This window comes from Salegentibacter salinarum (genome assembly GCF_900168115.1).
GTDB lineage: Bacteria > Bacteroidota > Bacteroidia > Flavobacteriales > Flavobacteriaceae > Salegentibacter > Salegentibacter salinarum.
Window position 1 is genome coordinate 49,028 of record NZ_FUZC01000011.1, and the last position, 22,843, is coordinate 71,870.

A 22,843-nucleotide genomic window follows, 5' to 3' on the forward strand; every position below is an offset into this window, starting at 1 on the left:
AAACTTCTTATAATTCATAAGATAAATATATAGTTTGCTGCCCCCTGTTTTTGCTAAAAATTGTATTTTTGCTGTGTTTTACACTCAAAAGAAACATTAGTTTCAAATTATGGATAGATTTTCATTTTTAAATGCTGCACATACGGCATACTTCGCCGAACTTTACGATCAATATCTCCAGTACCCCGATAGTGTAGAGCCCAGTTGGAGGGCTTTTTTTCAAGGTTTTGACTTTGGAATGCAACAAAACGGAGTTTCTGCGGAAACTATGGAAGAAGCTCCTGTAGATTTTCAGGATGGTGAAATTCCAGAGCATGTTACTAAAGAATTTAAGGTAATTAGACTTATAGATGGCTACCGAACCCGTGGGCACTTATTTACCAAAACCAACCCGGTTAGAGAGCGCCGCAAATACCGTCCAACTTTAGATATTGATAATTTTGGATTGGAGGAAAGCGATCTGGATACAAAATTTAATGCCGGTGAAATGCTTGGCATTGGTCCCAGTATCCTTCGTGATATTATAAAACACCTTGAGAAAGTTTATTGTGAATCTATCGGGATTGAATATATGTTTATTCGGAAACCGGAAGAAATTCAATGGATTCAGGATAAACTGAATAAGAATGAAAACCATCCTAATTTTAGTGATGAGGAGAAAAAGAAAATTCTGAAGAAATTAAATCAGGCAGTTTCTTTTGAATCATTTTTACATAGAAAATATGTAGGGCAAAAACGTTTCTCGCTGGAAGGTGGAGAAAGTTTAATCCCCGCCTTAGATGCACTTATTGAAAAAGCAGCAGATTATGGCGTAAGAGACTTCGTGATGGGTATGGCCCACCGGGGTCGTTTAAATACGCTTACCAATATTTTCGGCAAAAGTGCTAAAGATATTTTTAGTGAATTTGACGGAAAGGATTACGAACAGGATATTTTTGACGGAGACGTAAAATATCACCTGGGCTGGACTTCCTGCCGACTTACAGATAACGGAAAAGGAATAAATATAAATATCGCACCAAACCCTTCGCATCTAGAAGCGGTAGGTCCTGTTGTAGAAGGTATCGCAAGAGCCAAGCAAGACAGGCATTACGGTGGTGATAATATGAAGGTGCTTCCTATACTTGTGCACGGTGATGCGGCTATTGCAGGACAGGGAGTGGTTTACGAATTAGTGCAAATGGCTAAGTTGGAAGGTTACCAAACCGGCGGAACCATTCATATTGTAGTGAATAACCAAATAGGATTTACCACAAATTATCTTGATGCTCGTTCCTCAACCTATTGTACCGATGTTGGTAAAGTAACCCTTTCTCCCGTATTGCATGTTAATGCCGATGATGCTGAAGCCGTAGTGCACGCAATTTTATTCGCGCTAGACTTTAGAATGAAGTTTAAACGCGATGTATTTATTGACTTACTAGGATATAGAAAATACGGGCATAATGAAGGTGATGAGCCTAAATTTACCCAACCAAAATTATATAAAGCAATCGCAAAACATAAAAATGCGATGGATATGTATGCCGAAAAGCTTAAGGAAGCAAATATTATAGACGACGATTACCTTAAAAAACTTGAAGAAGAGTATAAGGCAGATCTTGAAGAGAATTTAGAAGATTCCAGGAAAGAAGAAACCACCAAGATCACTCCGTTTATGTACGATGAGTGGGAAGGTTTTAATAATGTGCGCGAAGAGGAGATGATGAAGGAATTTGATACCACCTACAAGATGAAAGATCTTGATAAAGTGGCTGAAGCTATCTCTAAATTACCCGAGGATAAGAAGTTTATGCGTAAGGTGAAAAAGATTATAGACCTGCGTCATCAACTTTATTTTGAAGATAATAAGCTAGATTGGGCTATGGCCGAGCATCTTGCTTATGGTTCTTTAATGAAAGAAGGATATAATATTAGAATTAGCGGGCAGGACAGTGAAAGAGGTACGTTCTCTCACCGTCACGCAATTGTAAAAGTAGAAGAAAGTGAAGAAGAAATTATTCTTCATAATAATATAGAAGGCAGGGATGGCGATTTCTTTGTATATAATTCTCCGCTTTCAGAATACGGCGTAATGGGGTTTGATTATGGGTACGCCATGGCAAGTCCTAAAACCCTGGTCATTTGGGAAGCCCAGTTTGGGGATTTCGTGAATGGTGCGCAAATAATGATAGATCAGTATATTTCTGCGGCAGAAGACAAGTGGAAATTACAAAACGGACTCGTGCTTTTCTTACCTCACGGGTATGAAGGTCAGGGTGCAGAACACTCTTCAGCCAGAATGGAGCGTTTTCTTCAGCTTTGTGCAAAAGATAACATGTATGTGGCAGATGTTACTACACCGGCCAATATGTTCCATATTTTACGTAGGCAAATGAAAGCCGGGTTTAGAAAACCATTGGTAATTTTTACACCAAAAAGCTTGCTAAGACATGCTAAAGTAATTTCAACTAAAGAAGATTTTGCTGAAGGAAGTTTCCAACCCCTATTAGACGATCTAAAAGCGAAAGTTAAAGATGTGAAATCTTTAGTTTTCTGTACCGGTAAATTTTATTATGATTTATTGGAATATAAGGAAGAAAACGATCGTGATGATGTAGCTTTAGTACGTGTGGAACAATTATTCCCGCTGCCTAGTGAAAAAATGAAAGAAGCGATCAAGAAATATAAAAATGCAGATGATGTAGTGTGGGCCCAGGAAGAGCCACGAAATATGGGAGCTTACGGGCATATGTTATTGCATTTTGATGAAGCTAAGAACTTTAGGGTTTGCAGCAGGAAATTCTACGGTTCTCCGGCTGCCGGTAGTTCTGTGAGATTTAAAAAGCGTCACGATAAAGTGATAGCAAGTGTTTTTGACAAGAACTTAGAAGAATAAATTAATATAGAATTAAAGGTTTTCGCTTTCGCGGAAATAACAATAAAAAATAAAAACAAAGATCATGGCCTTAGAAATGAAAGTTCCTTCTCCGGGAGAATCTATAACCGAAGTTGAAATAGCCGAGTGGTTAGTTGAAGACGGCGACTACGTAGAAAAAGATCAGCCAATTGCAGAAGTAGACAGCGATAAGGCTACATTAGAACTTCCGGCTGAAGCCAGTGGTATTATCACGCTCAAAGCCGAGGAAGGTGATGCTGTGGCTGTAGGAGAAGTGGTTTGTCTAATCGATACCGAAGCTGAAAAGCCTGGTGGAGGTGATGATAAAAAAGAATCTAAAGAAAAAGAAGAGTCTAAAGATGATTCTTCCGATAAAAAAGAGAAAGAGGATAAGGATAAGGCCGAAGCTAAAACCCAGGAGCCTTCTAAATCTTCAACACCTTCTCAGAAACAGGATTCTCATGCAAAAGGTAGTCCGTCTCCTGCTGCTAAAAAGATCCTTGACGAAAAAGGCGTTGATGCTAAAGATGTAGAAGGAAGCGGAAAAGATGGCCGAATAACTAAAGAAGATGCCGTACAGTCAAAAGCTTCAATGGGAAGCCCGGGCAAGGGGAAACGCGGGGAATCTAAGAAGAAGATGTCTATGCTACGTAGAAAAGTAGCTTCTCGTTTGGTTTCAGTTAAAAATGATACCGCGATGCTTACTACTTTTAACGAAGTAGATATGCAGCCTATATTCAACTTAAGAAAGAAATACAAAGAAGAATTTAAAGATAAGCACGGCGTAAGTCTTGGCTTTATGTCTTTTTTTACACTGGCCGTGGTTCGTGCACTAGATCAATATCCAGGTGTGAATTCTATGATAGATGGTGATCACCAGGTTAGTTTTGATTATAAAGACATAAGTATTGCGGTTTCAGGACCAAAAGGTTTAATGGTTCCGGTAATAAGAAATGCTGAAAATCTTAGTTTCAGAGGAGTAGAAGATGAGGTAAAACGTTTGGCTACAAAAGCCCGTGACGGGAAAATTACCGTAGATGAAATGACCGGTGGTACTTTTACTATTACAAATGGTGGGGTATTTGGTTCTATGCTTTCTACACCAATTATTAACCCGCCGCAAAGTGCGATTTTAGGAATGCACAACATTGTAGAACGTCCCGTGGCTATAGATGGTCACGTAGAAATTCGTCCTATTATGTATGTGGCACTTTCTTACGATCACAGGATTATTGATGGAAAAGAATCTGTTGGTTTCCTTGTAGCAATTAAAGAAGCTATAGAAAATCCGGAAGAATTATTAATGGATAACGATGTGAAAAGAGCTCTTGAGCTTTAAACTTCAGAATATTTATAAATTAAAAAAGGCAGCCGGGCGGCTGCCTTTTTTAATTTTCAAATAATAAATCAAAACAAAAATAAGCTCAAGATGTTTAAAAATAAAACGACTACCACGAATATGCTTAATATTACATACAGGAGTTGATGGCGAAGTTTATTTTTAGACATTACAGACATTACTAACATTAATTTAATCAAACTTAGTTAACAAGAGTCTGCGAATCAAGGGGATATTTCCCCTTTTTAAAATGCTATTTTAAATAAAGTGCAGGGGCTTTGTAGTCTATAACAGCTTTTCCTTTTTTTAGAATATCTGCGCCAATAATCCCGTGAACCTTTTCGGCTTCGTGGTTTACAAGAGCTTCGTTCACGTGTCTTAGATCGAAAAGTACCAGGTCTACTTTTTTCTTTTTCCAGCCTTTTATTTCAATTCGGTTCTTTTGGGCAATTTGAGTGAGCATGTTAGTTGCTCCCGCACCGGCAGCTTTTATATCGCTGTCTTCGGCAAGAAGTTTAAAATGTTCTACCGCTTCAAGACCTACGCAAGTGCTGGAAGCTCCTGTATCAAGGATAAAGTTTCCTTCAATATTATTAATTTTGGCTACCAATTCCAGGTGTTGGGTCTTGGTGTATTTCAGTTTTATGCGTTTAAAGCCTTTTTCTTTCAGGAATTTTTTTAAAGATGACATTCTTTATGTTTTTCGCAAAGATAGGTCTTCAAAATAAATTATTTTTGCTTTTATGATTTTAACCGATACGCACATACATCTTTACAGCGAAGATTACGAAAAAGACAGGGAGGATCTTATAGAAAACGCCTTTCAGCAAAATATTGAACGGTTTTTTTTACCTGCCATAGATTCTGAAACTACAGAGGCTATGTACGAGCTGGAAGCCCGGTATCCCGAGAATGTCTTTTTAATGATGGGTTTGCATCCAACCCACGTGCAGGAAAATTATGAAGAAGAATTAAAACATGTGGAAGAGCAGTTTGAAAGAAGAAGATTTTATGCCGTAGGGGAGATAGGTATAGATTTGCATTGGGATAAAAGCACGCTGGAAATTCAGCAAAAAGCTTTTAGATGGCAAATAAAACTTGCGAAAAAATACAAGCTTCCCATAGTAATTCACTGCAGGAAGGCTTTTGATGAGATTTTTGATATTTTAGGGGAAGAAAAAAGCGATGATCTGTTCGGGATATTTCATTGTTTTACCGGAAACCTTGAGCAGGCCAAACGTGCCCTTTCATATAATTTAAAACTGGGAATTGGAGGCGTGGTGACCTTCAAAAATGGAAAAATCGATAAATTTCTAAATGAAATTCCGCTTGAAGAAATCGTGTTGGAAACCGATGGGCCGTATTTATCCCCAACGCCATTCCGCGGAAAGCGAAATGAGCCGGAATATCTTATAAAAGTTGCCGAAAAGCTTGCAGGAATATATGAAAAACCACTTGCTGAAATTGCTGAAATAACCACCCGGAATTCCAAAGATATATTTGGGATTTAAAGGAGGTTATAATTAAAATTTGTTCATTTGCCTAGCTAACACAATTTTGCGTGAAAGAATTCGAAGACATAAGGTTTTATAAAGATGAAGAGGTGCAACCTGCCTTGCAGGAGTTCATGAGGCACCCCATGGTTAAAACACTTTTACAGTTTACATTTCCTGAAAAAACTTCAGAAGAAATTGCAGCTGTCCTGGGAGAATGCCATTCAATCAGGGATTTTCAAACCAAGGTAATTTATAATTCGGTTTTAAAAGTTATCGAAAAAAGTACCGAAGGGCTTACCTACAATGGCTTCGAGAAATTAGATACTGACCAGGCTTATTTTTATATCTCCAACCACCGGGATATTATTCTTGATACTTCTTTGTTGAATACTTCTTTATATGAGCAAGACCTTATTATGACGGCTTCGGCTATTGGGGACAATTTGGTACAAAAACCTTTTCTCATGGCTTTGTCGCGTTTAAACCGGAACTTTCTGGTAAAACGGGGGCTTAGCCCCAGGGAAATGCTTAAAAGTTCCATGGTACTTTCAGAATATATTAAACAGCTACTGGAGGGAGGCAGGTCGGTTTGGATGGCCCAACGAGAGGGGCGAACCAAAGATGGAAGCGATTATACCCAGCAAGGGGTTTTAAAAATGCTTGCTATGGCCAAAGGCAAAAAAAGCCTAGCCGAATATTTTACTGAACTCAAGATTGTTCCGGTAGCGATTTCTTATGAATTTGATCCTACCGATATTCTAAAAATGCCTGAACTTCTTGCTAAAAGAATGAAGGAAGAATATGTAAAATCGGCTAACGAAGATTTTAATTCCATTATGCAAGGAGCCCTGGGCAATAAGGGACGCATTCATATTAATGCCGGAGAGGTGCTGGGAAAAGAAGTTTTTGAAAAAATTGAAGCGGAACATGATTCTATAAATGCACAGCTAAAAGCAGTTGCTACTAAAATAGATGAGCATATCTATAAAAATTACAAATTGTGGCCGGCAAATTATATCGCTTTCGATTTGTTGAAGAATTCAGAAACTTATGCCGATAAATATTCAGATAAAGAAAAAAGACAGTTTGAGCGCCGCCTTAGCCGAAGGGTAGATGTAAAAAACGCCCTGGAACTAAACAGTTATTTATTAATGTATGCAAATCCTGTAATAAATAAAGAAGCGCTGTATGAAGAAAAGAGCTAAAATCTTACTTATTTATACCGGCGGGACCATTGGTATGATTAAGGATTATGATTCTGGGGCCCTTAAAGCATTTAATTTTGATGAATTACTACAAAATATTCCCGAGCTTAAAATCCTGGAACACGAGATAGATACCTTGAGCTTTGACGATCCTATAGATTCCTCTAATATGAACGTGGAATGCTGGGTGAAAGTTGCCAGTACAATTAATGAGAATTTTGATACCTATGACGGTTTTGTAGTATTGCACGGCAGCGACACCATGTCTTACACGGCATCGGCGCTTAGTTTTATGTTCGAGAATTTAACCAAGCCCATAATTTTTACCGGGTCACAATTACCCATTGGAGATTTAAGAACAGACGCAAAAGAAAACCTTATTACCAGTATTCAAATTGCCGGTTTACAAAAAAACGGAAAGCCGGTAATTTCTGAAGTAGGACTTTATTTTGAATATAAATTATACCGGGCCAATAGAACTACAAAGATTAATGCCGAACATTTCCAGGCTTTTGCTTCATTAAATCATCCTCCTCTGGCTGAATCTGGCGTTTATCTTTCTGTAAATCACAATGCTTTATGGCGTCCAAATCGCCGGCAAAGAACAAAATTGCACACAGGATTTAATAATGAAGTGCTTATTTTAAAGATTTTTCCGGGGATAAATGCAAAAACTGTAGAATATATGTTGTCAAAACCAGGCCTTAAAGGAGTTGTTTTGGAAACTTATGGAAGCGGGAATGCACCCAGTGACGATTGGTTTCTGGATATTCTAAAAAGAAAAATTTCTGAAGGATTATTTGTTGTAAATGTCACTCAATGTATTGGCGGAAGCGTAGTTATGGGTCAATATGAAACCAGTGTACAGCTTAAAAAAATAGGTGTAGTATCTGGAAAAGACATTAGTACTGAGGCTGCGGTTGCGAAATTAATGTATCTTTTGGGAAAAGAATTGTCTCCTAAAGTGTTTAAAACTATCTTTGAAACGTCTCTTAGAGGGGAAATGTCATAAAATTAACGGCAGATGCTTGACGAAGTATATTTTTTTTCGTTATTTGGCGCACCGTTTGGAAAACGTTAAGAAAGAGAGGTGGCCGAGTGGTCGAAGGCGCACGCCTGGAAAGTGTGTATACGCCACAAGCGTATCGAGGGTTCGAATCCCTTCCTCTCTGCAATAATTATTATATTTTTATTAAAAATTTATTTTTATATCTTTAACCCTTTAACTAATTAAATTAAGACAAACAGTAATGAAAAGATTATTTTCTATTTTGGTAATCGCCGCGGTGATGGTGCTTGGAGCCGGAAACCTTAATGCGGCCAATAATGTTAACACATTACCTGGTACAATTGTGAATTTTGTACAAGACGAAGAGGCTGCAGCTGCCGCAGATGAGGCAGAGGAAGAAACTCTTGGTTTTCATCAGGAACTTAAAAAACGATTTATAGAAGGTGGTCCTGCATTTATGGGGATTGTTCTTTTATGTTTAATTCTTGGTTTGGCTGTTGCCATAGAGAGAATTATCTTTTTAAACCTTTCTACTACTAACACCAGAAAACTGGCTAGAGATGTAGAAGATGCTTTAAACAGTGGTGGTGTAGAATCTGCTAAGGAAGTTTGTAGAAATACAAAAGGACCTGTTGCTTCTATTTACTACCAGGGTCTTGATCGTGCAGATGAAAGTATTGACGCTGCAGAAAAAGCTGTTGTAGCTTACGGTGGTGTACAAATGGGACAGTTGGAGAAAAACGTTTCCTGGTTGTCTTTATTTATCGCTATTGCTCCTATGCTTGGTTTTATGGGTACTGTAATTGGTATGATTACCGCCTTTGATAGAATTGAAGCTGCTGGTGATATGCAACCATCTCTTGTTGCCGGAGGTATTAAAGTGGCACTTCTTACAACCGTATTTGGTTTGATCGTAGCTATTATCCTTCAAATATTTTATAACTATATTATCGCTAAAATAGATAGTATTGTAAACGATATGGAAGATGCATCTATCACTCTAATCGATATGTTGGTAGCTTACAAAAACAAAAAAAGAATCTAAGACCAGATTAAATTATGACTTTACATAAAATATTAAAATATGTATCCATTGCATTAGGCGTGATAGGTCTTATCCTTCTGGGAAGGATCCTTGCCGAAGACGCGGATGCTATAGAGGCCTCGGCCGATTTACAGAATAGTCTGCTTGCACCAATAATGTATTTGTCTTATTTCGTGTTACTGGTTGTTCTTGTATTGGTCGCAATCTTCGTGATAAAAGGTCTGTTTAAAGGAAATATTAAAAACACACTTATCGCTGTTGGAGCATTTATTGCAGTTATTGTAATTGCTTATCTTGTAACCGATGGTTCTCAAATGACGCTTAAGGATGGAGATATACTCTCTGCCAGCGCATCTCATTGGGTAAGTGCAGGTTTAGTAACTTTCTACATTCTTGCAGGTATTGCGATTTTAGCAATGGTGATTTCAGGAATTAAAAAATTAACTAAGTAATAATATGGCAAGAAGATCAGCACCAGAAGTTAATGCCGGTTCTATGGCCGATATTGCTTTCTTGCTTCTAATCTTCTTTTTGGTAACAACAACCATTGAGACAGATAGCGGGATTAGCAGGAAGTTGCCGGAGTGGCAGCCTGAAGAACAGGATCCGCCGATAATTAAGGAGCGGAACATCTTCCAGGTATTGGTTAATGCAAATAACCAGTTACTTGTAGAAGATGAGGAGATGGAGATTGAGGAATTAAGACAGGCAGCTGTTGAATTTCTTGACAATGGAGGAGGAACAGGCGATGAAGCTTGTGATTTCTGCCAGGGAGCCGGAGACCCAGATTCGTCTGTTAACCCAACGAAAGCTATTATTTCTTTGGTAAATAACAGAGGAACAGAGTACGGAACTTATATCGCAGTACAAAACGAACTTGTAGCGGCTTATAACCAACTTAGAGATAGGGAAGCCCAGCGTTTGTTTGGTACAAGCTTTACAGAAATGCAAGCAAGGTATGATGATTCCCGTACTAGTGAAGGCGCTAAAGAAACTTTGAAGGAGAGAATTGAAGTTATAAAAGATATGATCCCTCAAAAGCTTTCTGAAGCAGAACCTACGAGTTAATAACCTAATTATAAAACTTAAATTTAAGACTTAATTATGTCTAAATTCAAAAAGAAAAAGAGCGAAGGGCAACCAGCCATTAGTACAGCATCTTTACCAGATATTGTATTTATGTTACTGTTCTTCTTTATGGTTGTTACCGTGATGCGTCAGAATACGTTAATGGTTGAAAATAAACTACCATTCGCCGATCAAACTGAAAAGTTAGATAAGAAAGATTTAGTAATGTACATTTACGCCGGTAAACCCAGCCCACGCTACCAGGAAAGATTTGGTAGGGAAGCCAGGATTCAGTTAAACGATAAGTTTGCCAGTGTTGATGAAGTACAATCATTTATTTTCTCTGAAAGGGAAACTAAGCGTGAAGAGTTAGTACCATATCTTACAACTGCCCTTAAGGTAGATGAAGAAACAAATATGGGATTAGTTTCAGATATCAAACAAGAATTGAGAAAAGCTGAAGCTCTTAAAATTAACTATACCACTAAAGAAGGTGAAGCTCTGCAAAACATGCAATAATTACCAATAGGTATTTTTTCAAAACTGTATAAACATCCTGTCAAAATTTAAATATTTGGCAGGATGTTTTTTTATCTTTAAACTCAATATACCCGTGGTTTAAAATGAATAAAATATGCTTCTTTATTTTCTTTTTTATTCTTTTCAGTACGCCGGTAATGGCCCAAACTGAAGAGGGAAATAGATTAGAAAGCATCCCGGACTCCGTACCGGCTGTAATAGATAGTTTATACCGTGAAGATCAGTTTTACGTTGGTTTAACCTTTAATTTAATAAGTAATAAACCTGAAGCTATTTCCCAGTCTGGGTTTTCCGGGGGGGTTCACGCCGGGTTTACAAGAGATTTTCCTCTCAACAAACGTCGAAATATCGCTATTGCAGCAGGTTTAGGTTGGTCTCTAAATAGTTATAGTCACAATTTATTTATAGGCGAGGATGATAATGGAGAGACTATTTTTAGAAATCTAACAGGAGAGATTGATTATAGCACAAACCGTTTTTCTGCCCAATTAATTGAAGCGCCTCTTGAGTTTCGCTGGCGTACTTCTACTCCCGAAACCTATAAGTTCTGGAGAATTTACACAGGATTAAAATTCGGTTATATCTATCACTTTAAAAGCAATTTTGTACAACCAGAAAACGAGGTGGTGCAAACCGATGTGCCCGAGTTAGATCGTTTCCGGATGGGAGCAACCTTTACTTTTGGTTATAATACCTTCAATTTTCATATTTATTACAGTCTTAATTCACTTTTTCCCGAGGCTCGTTTAAACGAAGAGACTATAGATATTTCGGTATTTAGGGTCGGACTAATGTTTTATATTCTATAACCAGAAATATAAAACCAAAGTCTGCGGAGTTACACCGCAAAATAAGCCGAGTAAGAGTTCACTAAAAGTATGGGCTTTGTAGTAAATCCTTGAAGATGCAGTAATACCCAGCGCGAGAATTAAAAAGCTAATGGTATAGGTTAGGTTTAATTGAAAGTTTAAGCTTACACCTATCAGGAATATTATAAGTCCGCTAAGGGCCATGATATGCAAACTGGCTTTTAAGCGAAACATTACCAAAGTAAAGGCAAGTAAAGTTGAAAAAAGAATACCTACAAAAAAGTAATACAGAGCGGCATAGTTATAGGCATTCAAAATCTGGTTGAGTACCATTGTTATTAAAATTGCAAAGAAAAGTAAAGGCCATCTGCGCTCGCGTACATCTTCTAAAAATATAGATTCAGCCTTTCCCAGGTTTTTTAGTAAAAAGTAAAATACAATGGGAATAAATACGGTTAAAATTGCAATGGCAAGAAGTTTTGCCTGCATGACCCCAGGGGGGAAAAATCGTGGAGTAAATAAAAAATAAAGTACACTCCCTGCCAGCGGGATCCAAAGCGGATGAAAGATAAAAGAGGCGCTATTTAAAAGGAATTTCATTAAATCTCTTTTCGCAATCTTGCCACTGAAATATCTAACTGCTCCCTGTATTTTGCTACGGTACGTCTTGCAATGGGATAGCCTTTATCTTTTAAAACATTGGCGAGTTTCTCATCGGTAAGCGGTTTACGCTTATCTTCTTCTTCAATAGACATTTCCAGGATCTTTTTAATCTCCCGGGTAGATACATCTTCTCCCTGGTCGTTTTTCATAGATTCTGAGAAGAATTCCTTTATAAGTTTCGTCCCGTAAGGGGTGTCAACATATTTACTGTTTGCCACACGGGAAACCGTACTGACATCCATTTCAATTTCATCGGCGATATCTTTTAAGATCATCGGACGTAGATTACGCTCGTCGCCGGTGAGAAAATATTCTTTTTGATAGTTCATAATAGAACTCATCGTTACCATTAAGGTTTGCTGTCTTTGTTTTATAGCTTCAATAAACCATTTTGCAGCATCCAGTTTCTGTTTTATAAACATCACCGCATCTTTCTGCGCTTTTGTTTTTTCTTTAGATTCCTTGTAGCCCTTCAGCATATCGCTATAATCACGAGAAACATGCATTTGCGGTGCATTTCTTCCGTTTAAGCTAAGTTCTAAATCGCCATCTACAATTTTAATGGTAAAATCTGGAATTACGTGTTCTACCATCCTTGTATTCCCTGAATAAGAACCGCCTGGTTTTGGGTTAAGATGTTCAATAACATCTATGGCTTCCCGCAATTCATCTTCAGAAATATCGTGTCTTGAAAGAATTTTGGTGTAATGTTTTTTACTGAATTGATCAAAAGATCTTTCCAGGATGTCTTCAGCCAATTCTACGCCTTTTGTCGGCTCTTTTCGTTTTAATTGAATAAGTAGGCATTCCTGAAGCGATCTCGCACCTACGCCAGCCGGATCAAGCTCCTGGACCTTTTTTAGCACTTTCTCTACCGCAGCTTCATCAGTGTAAATATTCTGGGTAAAAGCCAGGTCGTCTACCACGTCCTGCAATTCTCTTCTTAAATAACCACTTTCATCAACGCTGCCTACTAAGAAAGCGGCAATTTGTTCTTCGGTTTCATCAAACCTAAGTGTACTTAACTGCGTGGTTAAATATTGTGTAAACGAAGTTCCAGAAGCGTAAGGCACGCTTTTTTCATCATCGTCTGCACTGTAATTATTGGCTTGCAGCCGGTAACTTGGTACTTCGTCGTCGCTTAAATATTCATCAACATCAATTTCAGCTTCTATAGATTCGGTTCCTTCATCTTCTCGCTCTCTATCACTATAATCGTCTTCATATTCCTCATATTCATCCTTGGTTTCCACCTTGCCATCTTCCAATGCCGGATTTTCTTCCAGCTCCTGTTTTATACGCTGCTCAAAAGCCTGCGTAGGAAGTTGTATAAGCTTCATCAGCTGGATTTGCTGGGGGGAAAGCTTTTGGGATAATTTGAGATTTAATTGCTGTTTAAGCATATATTTATTTTACTTTACTCACGTGCCGGTGAGATTTATTCTATTTTAACGCAAGGTCAAAACAATTGTTGTTTACTACAAAAATAAGCAAAACAACGCGACACAGCCTTTGGCATAGTAAATGATTGTGGTAAAATTTTGTTAAGTATTCGTAGAAAACCTCTTAATTTCCCTGAATTTCTTCGGAAGCGGAAGTTCTAACTTCATCATTTTTTTAGTAACAGGATGTTGAAATTCAAGTCCGGTGGCCGCGAGAAATAAGCCCCCTTTTTTTATACTTTCTGAAGTTTTACCGTAAAGTTGATCGCCAACAATAGGATTTCCATTTCCAGCTAAATGGATTCTTATCTGGTGGGTTCTCCCGGTTTTTGGAAAAGCTTTAACCAGACTGAAATTTTCATTTTTCAGCTGAAATTGCTCCAAAACCTCGCTGTGTGTTTCAGCATCTTTTTCTTCAATCTTATCGTTTAGAATAACTGAAGTTGAAAGACTTCCAAAGACAAGCGCATGATAACTTTTCTGAATCTTTTTTTCTTCAAAAAGTCTGTTTAAATCTACCTGAACCGATTTACTCTTCGCGATAAGCAATAATCCTGAAGTTGGATTGTCTAAACGGTGAACGGGCAGGGGAGCAGGTAAAGCATCTTTGACTTTAGATTCCTTTAAATTAAAAGCTAATGCATTCTCAATAGTTTTAAAGTAATTTCCGCTGGTGGGAATTCCGGCAGGTTTATGGATAACCGCTAGGTAATCATCTTCAATAATCACCTCCAGTTTTAAAGTAAAGGTTCTTTTTACCGTAGTGTCAGCTTCAAGTAATTCAAGCTTTTGTCCTTCCTTAATCCAATCTGAAGTTTTTGCGGGTTGCCCCTCTAAAAGAATGAGTTCTTTTTTTAGAGCTTTTTTTAACGAACTTTTTGTAGGCAGGGAAGTAAAAATAGAGACCGCATATTCCTGTAACCTGATTTTTTCAGCAACAGCAGGAACGATATGCGTTTCTTTGATTTTCACAGTAATTATTTTGTTAAATGAGAAGCTGTCTAAAGAGTTCTTACTTACGTCAAGCTGAACTTGTTTCAGCTTCTAACATGATTTAAATCTCATTAAAAATTAGATTCTGAGATAAATTCAGGATGACGGTGGGCTAAAAAAAACCTCACAGGTTTTCAAAACATGTGAGGTTTAAAAATCTTTAAAACTCCGCGTTTCCGGGGAATCTTGGGAAAGGAATTACATCCCTGATATTTCCCATTCCGGTTACGAATTGTACCAATCTTTCAAACCCAAGTCCGAAGCCACTGTGCACACAGGTTCCAAACTTACGGGTATCAAGGTACCACCACAATTCCTTTTCGTCAATATTTAATTCCTTCATTTTATTCTGAAGTACGTCTAAACGCTCTTCTCTTTGCGAGCCGCCTACAATTTCTCCAATTCCCGGGAAAAGTATATCCATTGCTCTCACCGTTTTTCCATCTTCATTAAGGCGCATATAAAAAGCCTTGATGTTTGCAGGATAATCAAATAAAATCACCGGACATTTAAAGTGTTTTTCAACTAAAAAACGTTCGTGTTCGCTTTGCAAATCAGCGCCCCATTCTTCAATGATATAGTTGAATTTCTTCTTTTTGTTCGGTTTTGAATTTTTAAGGATTTCTATAGCTTCAGTATAACTTACCCTTTTAAAATTGTTGTCTAATACAAAATGAAGTTTATCCAAAAGTCCCATTTCGCTACGATCTGCTTTGGGTTTAGCTTCTTCTTCAGCATTAAAGCGTTTATCTAGAAATTCAAGATCGTCCTGGCAGTGATCTAAAATATATTTTAATACATATTTTATAAAATCTTCAGCTAAATCCATATTGCCATCCAGATCACAGAAAGCGACTTCGGGCTCTATCATCCAGAATTCAGCTAAGTGGCGGGAAGTATTGGAGTTTTCAGCCCTAAAAGTTGGGCCAAAAGTATAAATTTGACCGAGACCCATCGCATAGGCTTCGCCTTCTAATTGCCCCGAAACCGTTAAGTTGGTCTCTTTTCCGAAGAAATCTTCCCGAAAATCTATGCTGCCATCTTCGTTCTTTGGCGGGTTTTCCATATCTAAAGCACTAACCCTAAACATTTCCCCGGCACCTTCGGCATCACTTCCGGTAATAATTGGCGTGTTTACATAATGAAAGTTATTTTGCTGAAAATAACTGTGTACAGCGAAAGACAGTTTAGAACGTACCCGCATAATGGCGCCAAAAGTATTAGTGCGCACCCTTAAATGGGCCTGTTCCCTAAGTTTTTCAAGACTATGGCGCTTTGGAGAAAGAATGGTAAGTTTTACTTCTTCGGGATTTGCGTCCCCAAGAATCTCGAATTTTTTAACTTCAATCTCAACTCGTTGTTGATTTCCCTGGCTTTCAACCAAAGTACCTTTTACAGAAACTGCGGCACCAACGGTGATTCTTTTTAGCTCCTCCTGGTCAAAATTTTCAAAATCTATTACACATTGCAGGTTGTTAATGGTAGAACCATCGTTTAAGGCAATAAAGCGATTGCTCCTAAAAGAACGTACCCAGCCGTTCACCTCAAATTCCTGTAGAAATTGATTGCTGTCTAATATTTCAGCAATTTTTGCTTGTATCATTTATGTAAGATTTAGAAAGAACAAATATAATTTTTCCGTCTCAGCCTGCAAAGCAAGCCGGTTTTTATTAATCTCTCCAGAGGGTTTATTTCCCCAAAGGCTTGCCTAGAATAAAAAAAAATTTCCGAAGCGTACTTCGAGGACTTACCTCGAGGTTCTTAATTATCTTTCTGAATTTTTAGATTCCTCTTTTTCAATTTCGGCCTCGTCTTCATCGGTTTCTATAATTTTCATGGCGGGCTCTTTCAGCACTTCTTTATTAGCAATGTTTTTCTCTAAGGAAAGCAATAAAGAAGGAAGCAACAGCAAATTGGCAAGCATCGCAAAAAGCAGGGTTGCAGAAACAAGTCCACCAAGAGCAACAGTTCCGCCAAAACTACTAATCATAAATACTGAAAATCCAAAAAACAGCACAATAGAAGTATAGAACATACTTACACCGGTTTCCCTTAAAGCAGCATAGACCGAACGTTTTATTTTCCAGTTGTTGGCTTTTAATTCCTGCCTGTATTTTGCTAAAAAGTGAATGGTGTCATCTACCGAAATCCCAAAAGCAATACTAAATACAAGAATTGTTGAGGGTTTAATAGGAACACCTAAAAAGCCCATCATTCCCGCTGTTACCAGTAAAGGAAGTAAGTTAGGAACCAGTGAAACCAGGATCATTCTAAACGATCTAAACATCCAGGCCATAAATAATGCGATTAATAAAATGGCCAGGGAAAGCGAAATAATAAGGTTTTTTACCAAATAATTAGTTCCTTTCTGGAAGATGAATGCTTTACCCGTCATAGAGATTTCATAGCGCTCTTCCGGAAAGATTTTATTAATCTGTGGCCAGAGATCTTCTTCCAGCTCTTCCATTTTATCCGTTCCCACATCTTTCATATAAGTGGTAATCCGGGCATATCTACCCGTACTGTCTATATAAGAGGTGAGCAGATTTTCATTTGAAGAAAAACCTTTGGCATAGGGCATGATAAAATTCTGTTCCTGCGAACTCGGTAATTGATAATATTGGGCATCGCCGTTATAAAACGCCTGTTTTGAATATTTTACCAGCCGTGTTATGGAAATTGGTTGAGAAAATTCGGGAATTTCAGCGAGATGATTTTCCAGTTCTTCCATGCGTTTCAGCGTAGCAGGTTTTAAAACACCATTTTTCCGTTTGGTATCTACAAGTATTTCTAAAGGCATCACCCCGTCAAATTCTTCTTCAAAAAATTTAATATCCTGGAAAAATTCAGCTTCTTCGGGCATATCCTCCAATAAACTTCCCGAAATTTTTATGGTGTAAATTCCAATAATACTCGCAACCAGAAGAACTATAGAGGTTATATAAATACTAATGCGGCGATGTCTCACCATTTGCTCCATCCAATTCACAAAACCACCAATCCAACGCTTGTTAAGGTGTTTAAGATGTTTGCGTCTTGGCAAATTCATATAACTGTAGATAATTGGAATTATCAGCAGACTTAGAATAAAAATCGCCACAATATTTATTGAGGCTACAATACCAAATTCTTTTAGTAGCGTGCTATCAGTAAGGATAAAAGTTGCAAAACCCGATGCGGTGGTAATATTGGTCATTAAAGTGGCATTTCCCACTTTTGTAATTACCCGTTGCAGAGATTTCGCCTGGTTCCCATGTTTTTTAATTTCCTGCTGATATTTATTTATCAGGAAAATACAGTTAGGAATTCCTATTACAATAATTAATGGCGGGATAAGCGCAGTAAGCACCGTTATTTCATAATTAAACAAACCAATTACGCCAAAAGCCCACATCACCCCAATACAAACCGTAATCATTGAAATAATTGTTGCTCTTATTGATCTAAAAAAGAAGAAAAATATAAGCGAAGTTACTCCCAGTGCTGCGAGGATGAAAAGGCCGATTTCATCAATTATATTCTGGGAATTCAGTGTTCTTATGTAAGGCATTCCCGAGACCTTTACATCTATACCGGTTTTTTCTTCAAAATTAGCGATGAGTGGCTGCAATTCATCTATTACAAAGGTTTTTCGTTCTTTTGAATTTACAATCTCTTTATTTAAATAAATGGCCGATTGTAATGTGTTGGAATGCGAGCTATAGACCAGGTTTTCATAAAATGGCAACTCGTTATAAAGCTCATCCTGATATTGCTGAAGTTCTTCTTCGGTAGGATTATCTTCGGTAATAAAGGGCACCATTTCAAAGCGGCTTGGATCTTCAAACTTTTTTAATTTGTGAAGATTACTAACCGAAATGGCATAATCTACCGCGGGGTAGGCCTCTAGAGTTTTGGTAAGCTCTTTCCAGGCTTCAAAATTTTCTGGTTTAAAGAGCGTAGAATCTTTTACGCCAAGCAGCACAAGATTTCCTTCTTCTCCAAACTTATCCAGAAACTCGTTGTAGGCAATATTGTCTTCGTGATCGTCTGGTAAAAGGTTGGCTTCAGTGTAAGAAAACCGCATGTTTTTCCATTGCGTAGAGAAAAACACCGTAGTGGCGATAATAAGTAAAAGTATAATAATCCTGTTACGCAAAATTAATCGCGCAACTGAGTTCCAGAATCCGAAACTAAAAATCTTAGCCATGGGAAGTTTTTAAGCGAGCGCAAAGGTATAAAAAGGAAGCTTATTTAATGCTGTTTAAACTCCTAAAGTAGCTCAGGCTTAAATATCTAAATGAAAAGTGAATTTAAATGCGAAATTTTCATTGAAATTCGGCATACTATAAGGTCCATAGCGATAGGCGGCTCCAAGGCCGAAACCAACCAGTATTTTTTGTAATTCTATTCCAAATTCATGATAACCGCGTTTTAAACTTTTAAAGGGCATACTATGTCTTTCGGGATTACTAATATCCCCGATGGCGTGGCGGGAAATAAAAACAAGTTCCGGTTGAATCAACCTGTGAACATTTATGGGCCTTAATTGATGTTTTATATGCAACATGGCCTGCTTATCACTAAAAAACTCGTTGTAAAACATGGTTTCAAAACTGCGCCTTCCTGCCACCGAGAAACGACTTAAAATTCCTTCCCGAGAAGGACTGTTAGGTAGGGCGTGGTATAAATGGGTGAGCGGGACGTCACCGGTTGCATAATTTCCTTCCAGGATAATTTCGGTTCGGGATTGGTTTAGCCTTTTAATTTCGTGTTCTACCAAGAGACCAAATTTTGTGTAGTCAAAATCGCTCCCTAAAACTCCTGAAATCCCTTTTGTGATTTCTCCCGTAAATTTTGGATAGCCTTTTTCTATTAAATTGGTAGAATTTGGCGTTTTTAGAAATTTGGCAAACGGCCTCCACAAGAAAGAGAATGTAGCTTCAGAAAGTGTGTATTCAGAAAATTCCTGCCCGTTTAGTAAAAAACTGTAATCGCGGGTTTGGGAAATATCACTTTTAGAAAACTGGAGCTCAGTTTTAAAATCAGACCCGAATCTCTGAGTTAACCCACTGCTTAATGTACGATGCTGATAGAAAAAATTAATATTTACAAAGCGCGGCTCGACAATAGAGAAATCGTTTTTACCCTGTAGGTAGCTGAAACTTCCGGTTTCAACAATATCGCGGGTGTAATTGAATTTAAGATCGGTTTCGGTAGCTTTGTTTAAATGAATTGCAGTCCCCAGGTTATATTTAAAAACTTCGTCTTTGGTACCATACACCAGGTAGCCGTTTAAACTATATATATCTGATAATTGTTGGTTGGTCTTACCGCCAAATCCCAGGCGAATTCCTTCATAATTATTGAATTTAAAGAATTTTCCAAGATCGAAATCCCAAAATCCCACCGGAATATAGCCGGTTGAAACCGATTTTTGAAAGCTAATTTTTTCTTCAACTTCTTTTTCTTTAATAAGTCTTTCTGCACGTTGGCGACTAAACTTATTTTGCGAGCTTATAGCTTCAGTCCTGTTTTCTTCCCAAAAGCTATCTTCGCGGGAAATCGCAGTAGAATTAACCAGAATTTCAGCTGAAGTTTCTAAAGTTTCATTAGAATTCAGCTGAATATCGAAATTAGTGCTGGTCACGTTTAAAAACAGGTTGGGATCACTTTTTCCGGGTGCAAGGATATTATTTAGAATAGATTCTTTCTTCTGAAGCGTTCCTGCAGAGATGACTCCGCCAAAAACCGAAATCGCCTGGTCGCCATTTCCGGGTCTAATTGTAATTTTTTGAGTTTTTGGAAACCATAAGTTTTCCTCGGGGAAATATTCATAATCCTGGTCTATTTCCAGTTTTATGGCTCCCAAAAGTTGTGCTTTTGCTTGCTGTATGGCGTAGGTTTCAGTATCTAAATAAAGAATGCCCTCCAAACCTGCCACAGCCCGTTGCCTTTTTGGCTTAAAATAAATTACATAAGCCGGTTGGGAAGTTGTCGTGGTGTCTAAAATTTTAAACGAATAATTTCTGAAAGCAGAATTTTGGAGAGGTGCGGCATAATCGGTATCAAAAATTCTAAAATCTTTATCGTAGAGTGAAAATGGATTTACCGAAAGTGATAAAATCTCATAGACCGGTTTTTCAAATCCGGCGGTTTTTAAAGCCTGAACTTCTTCTTTTAAACCTTCTTTTTGGGAATAATAAAACTTGGAAACTTTCTCTGAAAAATAACTTGCAGCCGAATTAATCACGGTTCCAATTTCAAGATTGGTACTATCGCTCGCCATTTCCAAGGCGGCAGATTCATTGTCTACAATAAATTTATTATAGTTTTTAAAATTGAATTTTTGTAGTTTTTCTTCAGGATCGTTTTTGGGTTTTCGCGCAATGGCCTTTGCAATAATCGCATTCGCTTTATTTTCCCCTGAAGAAATAGTTACCGCAGCAAGGCCTTCAATTTTAGGAGTTAATTTAATCCGTACAAATTCTACGTTCTTTGAAACCTTAAAGTTTTGCGTTTCAAAACCAACATAAGAAATACTAAGCTGGGTTTCCTCTTCTGTAAGTGTAATGGAAAAACTACCGTCTATTTTACTTAAGTCTTCTTTGTCGCCATATGTTATTTTGGCGTAGGCGAGGGGGTCACCGGTTTGTTTGTTCACAATTCTTCCACGTAGTGGTTGCTGAGCACAAATACTAAAGGAAAATAACAGAAAAATAAGCAATAACGGAGAACGCATAGGTTTTTCTGAATTATGAACAAAAATTAATTAAGCACTAAATTAAAAGAGGCTGTTTGAGAGGTGGTAATAACGTCATCATGTCCCGGAATTTCGGGATTGTTCCAGGATATAACCTGTTGAATTATAACAAGTTGCAATCTGAAATAAAATCAGCTTGACGAAACCAAGACTTCTCAAACAGCCTGTAATTTACTATAAGAAACTGAATTTGTGTTATATAGTCATGATTTCTTTTTCCTTGTTTTCAAGGATAGCGTCAATACGGATAATGTGGGCATCAGTCAATTCCTGAACCTCGTTTTCGGCATCTCTAAGTAAGTCTTCAGAAATATCCAGCTTTTTTAATTCGTTGTTTGCCGTTTTTCTATCGTTTCTTACGCCAATTTTAGCATCTTCTGCCTCGGCTTTTGCCTGTTTTGTAAGCTGTTTACGGCGTTCTTCGGTTAGTGGCGGAACGTTTATAATAACATTTTCCCCATTATTCATAGGGTTAAAACCAAGGTTGGCCTGCATAATTCCTTTTTCAATTTCAGGAATTAGTTTTTTCTCAAACGGCTGAACAGAAATAGTTCGTGCATCTGGGGTATTCACGTTGGCAACTTGTTGAAGCGGAGTTTGAGCTCCATAATATTCTACCATTACACTCCCAAGCATTGCAGGGTTGGCTTTGCCGGCACGAATGTTTTGCAATTGTTTTTTAAGGTGTTCAATAGCCTTGTCCATGCCTTCTTTAGCAGAGTCTATAATAAATTGAATTTCGTCTTCCATTTTTAAAAAATATTAGTTGAGCGTAAATCTTTATAAATTAACTTTTGTACCTATTCTTTCACCGGTCACTACTTTTAGAAGGTTTCCGGGGGTATTCATATCAAAAACAATTATTGGTAGTTCGTTTTCCTGGCTTAAGGTGAACGCCGTGGTATCCATTACTTTTAGGCCTTTTCTAATCACATCGTCAAAAGAAATAAAATCGAATTTTGTGGCTTTCTTATCCTTTTCAGGATCGGCATTGTAAATTCCGTCTACGCGTGTTCCTTTTAAAATAACATCGGCGTGAATTTCAATAGCTCTTAAAACTGCGGCAGAATCTGTGGTGAAATAAGGATTTCCGGTTCCGCCTCCAAAAATTACCACGCGGCCTTTTTCTAAATGGCGCATGGCTTTTCTTCTAATAAAAGGTTCAGCAACTTCATTGATTTTTATAGCCGATTGCAGCCTGGTTTGAACTCCGGCATCTTCCAGCGCACTTTGTAAAGCTAAACCGTTAATTACCGTAGCAAGCATTCCCATATGGTCTCCCTGCACCCTATCCATTCCTTTACTGGCTCCGGCCACTCCTCTAAAGATATTTCCGCCGCCAATAACAATGGCTACTTCTATTCCCTTATCGATCACTTGTTTAATCTCTTCGGCATATTCTGCCAACCGATCAGGATCTATGCCGTATTGGCGTTGTCCCATTAATGCTTCTCCCGATAATTTTAATAGTATTCTCTTGTAATGCATAGCCTTTTTGTAGTGATTGGTGCAAATATAGGTAATATCTTAAATTGTAAAATAACATATTCACAATCAATCTTCCGCTAATTACTGATTTTTTTATTGGAGTCTAAGTTTCATTTCAGTTAAAAT

Annotated in this window: 19 protein-coding genes and 1 tRNA gene; 11 read left to right on the forward strand and 9 right to left on the reverse strand. The window is 37.8% G+C overall.

Annotation, left to right across the window (positions count from 1 at the left end; all coding sequences use genetic code 11):
- Window positions 1-109 precede the first annotated feature (109 nt).
- Both B5X53_RS13425 and odhB read left to right on the forward strand, forming a co-directional pair.
- The gene (locus B5X53_RS13425) at window positions 110-2,878 is read left to right on the forward strand and encodes a 2-oxoglutarate dehydrogenase E1 component (RefSeq protein WP_079713733.1); all 2,769 of its coding nucleotides are present in this window, start codon (window positions 110-112) and stop codon (window positions 2,876-2,878) included.
- Between the two features lie 64 nt (window positions 2,879-2,942).
- Complete coding sequence (gene odhB / locus B5X53_RS13430) at window positions 2,943-4,217, forward strand: 2-oxoglutarate dehydrogenase complex dihydrolipoyllysine-residue succinyltransferase (protein WP_079713734.1); 1,275 nt, start codon at window positions 2,943-2,945, stop codon at window positions 4,215-4,217.
- Window positions 4,218-4,470: 253 nt separating this feature from the next.
- Here odhB and B5X53_RS13435 read toward each other — a convergent pair whose 3' ends face one another.
- The gene (locus B5X53_RS13435; protein WP_079713735.1) at window positions 4,471-4,908 is read right to left on the reverse strand and encodes a retropepsin-like aspartic protease; all 438 of its coding nucleotides are present in this window, start codon (window positions 4,906-4,908) and stop codon (window positions 4,471-4,473) included.
- 52 nt (window positions 4,909-4,960) lie between these two features.
- Here B5X53_RS13435 and B5X53_RS13440 point away from each other — a divergent pair, with 52 nt between their 5' ends.
- The 9 genes from B5X53_RS13440 to B5X53_RS13480 all read left to right on the forward strand — a co-directional run bounded on the left by B5X53_RS13440 (window position 4,961) and on the right by B5X53_RS13480 (window position 11,389).
- Window positions 4,961-5,728, forward strand: a complete 768-nt coding sequence (locus B5X53_RS13440; RefSeq protein WP_079713736.1) for a TatD family hydrolase — start codon at window positions 4,961-4,963, stop codon at window positions 5,726-5,728.
- A 50-nt stretch (window positions 5,729-5,778) separates the two neighbouring features.
- Complete coding sequence (locus tag B5X53_RS13445; RefSeq protein ID WP_079713737.1) at window positions 5,779-6,918, forward strand: 1-acyl-sn-glycerol-3-phosphate acyltransferase; 1,140 nt, start codon at window positions 5,779-5,781, stop codon at window positions 6,916-6,918.
- Window positions 6,902-7,930, forward strand: a complete 1,029-nt coding sequence (locus B5X53_RS13450) for an asparaginase (protein WP_079713738.1) — start codon at window positions 6,902-6,904, stop codon at window positions 7,928-7,930. The genes B5X53_RS13445 and B5X53_RS13450 overlap by 17 nt, the downstream gene beginning before the upstream one ends.
- A gap of 72 nt (window positions 7,931-8,002) precedes the next feature.
- A tRNA-Ser gene (locus B5X53_RS13455) sits at window positions 8,003-8,090 on the forward strand.
- 78 nt (window positions 8,091-8,168) lie between these two features.
- Complete coding sequence (locus B5X53_RS13460; protein WP_079713739.1) at window positions 8,169-8,972, forward strand: MotA/TolQ/ExbB proton channel family protein; 804 nt, start codon at window positions 8,169-8,171, stop codon at window positions 8,970-8,972.
- A 14-nt stretch (window positions 8,973-8,986) separates the two neighbouring features.
- Window positions 8,987-9,424: a hypothetical protein gene (locus tag B5X53_RS13465; RefSeq protein WP_079713740.1), complete on the forward strand. Its 438-nt coding sequence runs from the start codon at window positions 8,987-8,989 to the stop codon at window positions 9,422-9,424.
- A gap of 4 nt (window positions 9,425-9,428) precedes the next feature.
- Complete coding sequence (locus B5X53_RS13470) at window positions 9,429-10,040, forward strand: ExbD/TolR family protein (protein ID WP_079713741.1); 612 nt, start codon at window positions 9,429-9,431, stop codon at window positions 10,038-10,040.
- A 36-nt stretch (window positions 10,041-10,076) separates the two neighbouring features.
- On the forward strand, window positions 10,077-10,559 hold the full coding sequence (locus B5X53_RS13475) for an ExbD/TolR family protein (protein WP_079713742.1): 483 nt from the start codon (window positions 10,077-10,079) through the stop codon (window positions 10,557-10,559).
- A gap of 104 nt (window positions 10,560-10,663) precedes the next feature.
- Window positions 10,664-11,389 (forward strand): porin family protein, encoded by a 726-nt coding sequence (locus B5X53_RS13480; protein ID WP_101023025.1) that lies wholly within the window; start codon window positions 10,664-10,666, stop codon window positions 11,387-11,389.
- On the opposite strand, the gene B5X53_RS13485 is transcribed toward B5X53_RS13480, so the two are convergent.
- The 8 genes from B5X53_RS13485 to pyrH all read right to left on the reverse strand — a co-directional run bounded on the left by B5X53_RS13485 (window position 11,384) and on the right by pyrH (window position 22,717).
- A complete protein-coding gene (locus tag B5X53_RS13485) occupies window positions 11,384-11,989 on the reverse strand; it encodes a hypothetical protein (RefSeq protein WP_079713743.1) in 606 nt (201 codons plus the stop codon). The two genes, B5X53_RS13480 and B5X53_RS13485, sit on opposite strands and share 6 nt — an antisense overlap.
- Entirely contained in the window at window positions 11,989-13,455 is a 1,467-nt protein-coding gene (gene rpoN / locus B5X53_RS13490) for an RNA polymerase factor sigma-54 (RefSeq protein WP_079713744.1), read from the reverse strand. Before rpoN ends, B5X53_RS13485 begins: the two co-directional genes overlap by 1 nt.
- 141 nt (window positions 13,456-13,596) lie before the next feature.
- A complete protein-coding gene (locus B5X53_RS13495) occupies window positions 13,597-14,466 on the reverse strand; it encodes an RluA family pseudouridine synthase (protein ID WP_079713745.1) in 870 nt (289 codons plus the stop codon).
- A gap of 181 nt (window positions 14,467-14,647) precedes the next feature.
- Complete coding sequence (gene asnS / locus B5X53_RS13500; RefSeq protein ID WP_079713746.1) at window positions 14,648-16,090, reverse strand: asparagine--tRNA ligase; 1,443 nt, start codon at window positions 16,088-16,090, stop codon at window positions 14,648-14,650.
- 162 nt (window positions 16,091-16,252) lie between these two features.
- Window positions 16,253-18,676, reverse strand: a complete 2,424-nt coding sequence (locus B5X53_RS13505) for an efflux RND transporter permease subunit (RefSeq protein ID WP_079713747.1) — start codon at window positions 18,674-18,676, stop codon at window positions 16,253-16,255.
- A 78-nt stretch (window positions 18,677-18,754) separates the two neighbouring features.
- Window positions 18,755-21,208, reverse strand: coding sequence for a DUF5686 family protein (locus B5X53_RS13510; RefSeq protein WP_079713748.1), 2,454 nt, complete (start codon window positions 21,206-21,208; stop codon window positions 18,755-18,757).
- A 216-nt stretch (window positions 21,209-21,424) separates the two neighbouring features.
- A complete protein-coding gene (frr, locus tag B5X53_RS13515; protein ID WP_079713749.1) occupies window positions 21,425-21,979 on the reverse strand; it encodes a ribosome recycling factor in 555 nt (184 codons plus the stop codon).
- Window positions 21,980-22,009: 30 nt separating this feature from the next.
- The gene (gene pyrH, locus B5X53_RS13520) at window positions 22,010-22,717 is read right to left on the reverse strand and encodes a UMP kinase (protein WP_079713750.1); all 708 of its coding nucleotides are present in this window, start codon (window positions 22,715-22,717) and stop codon (window positions 22,010-22,012) included.
- Window positions 22,718-22,843: the final 126 nt, after the last annotated feature.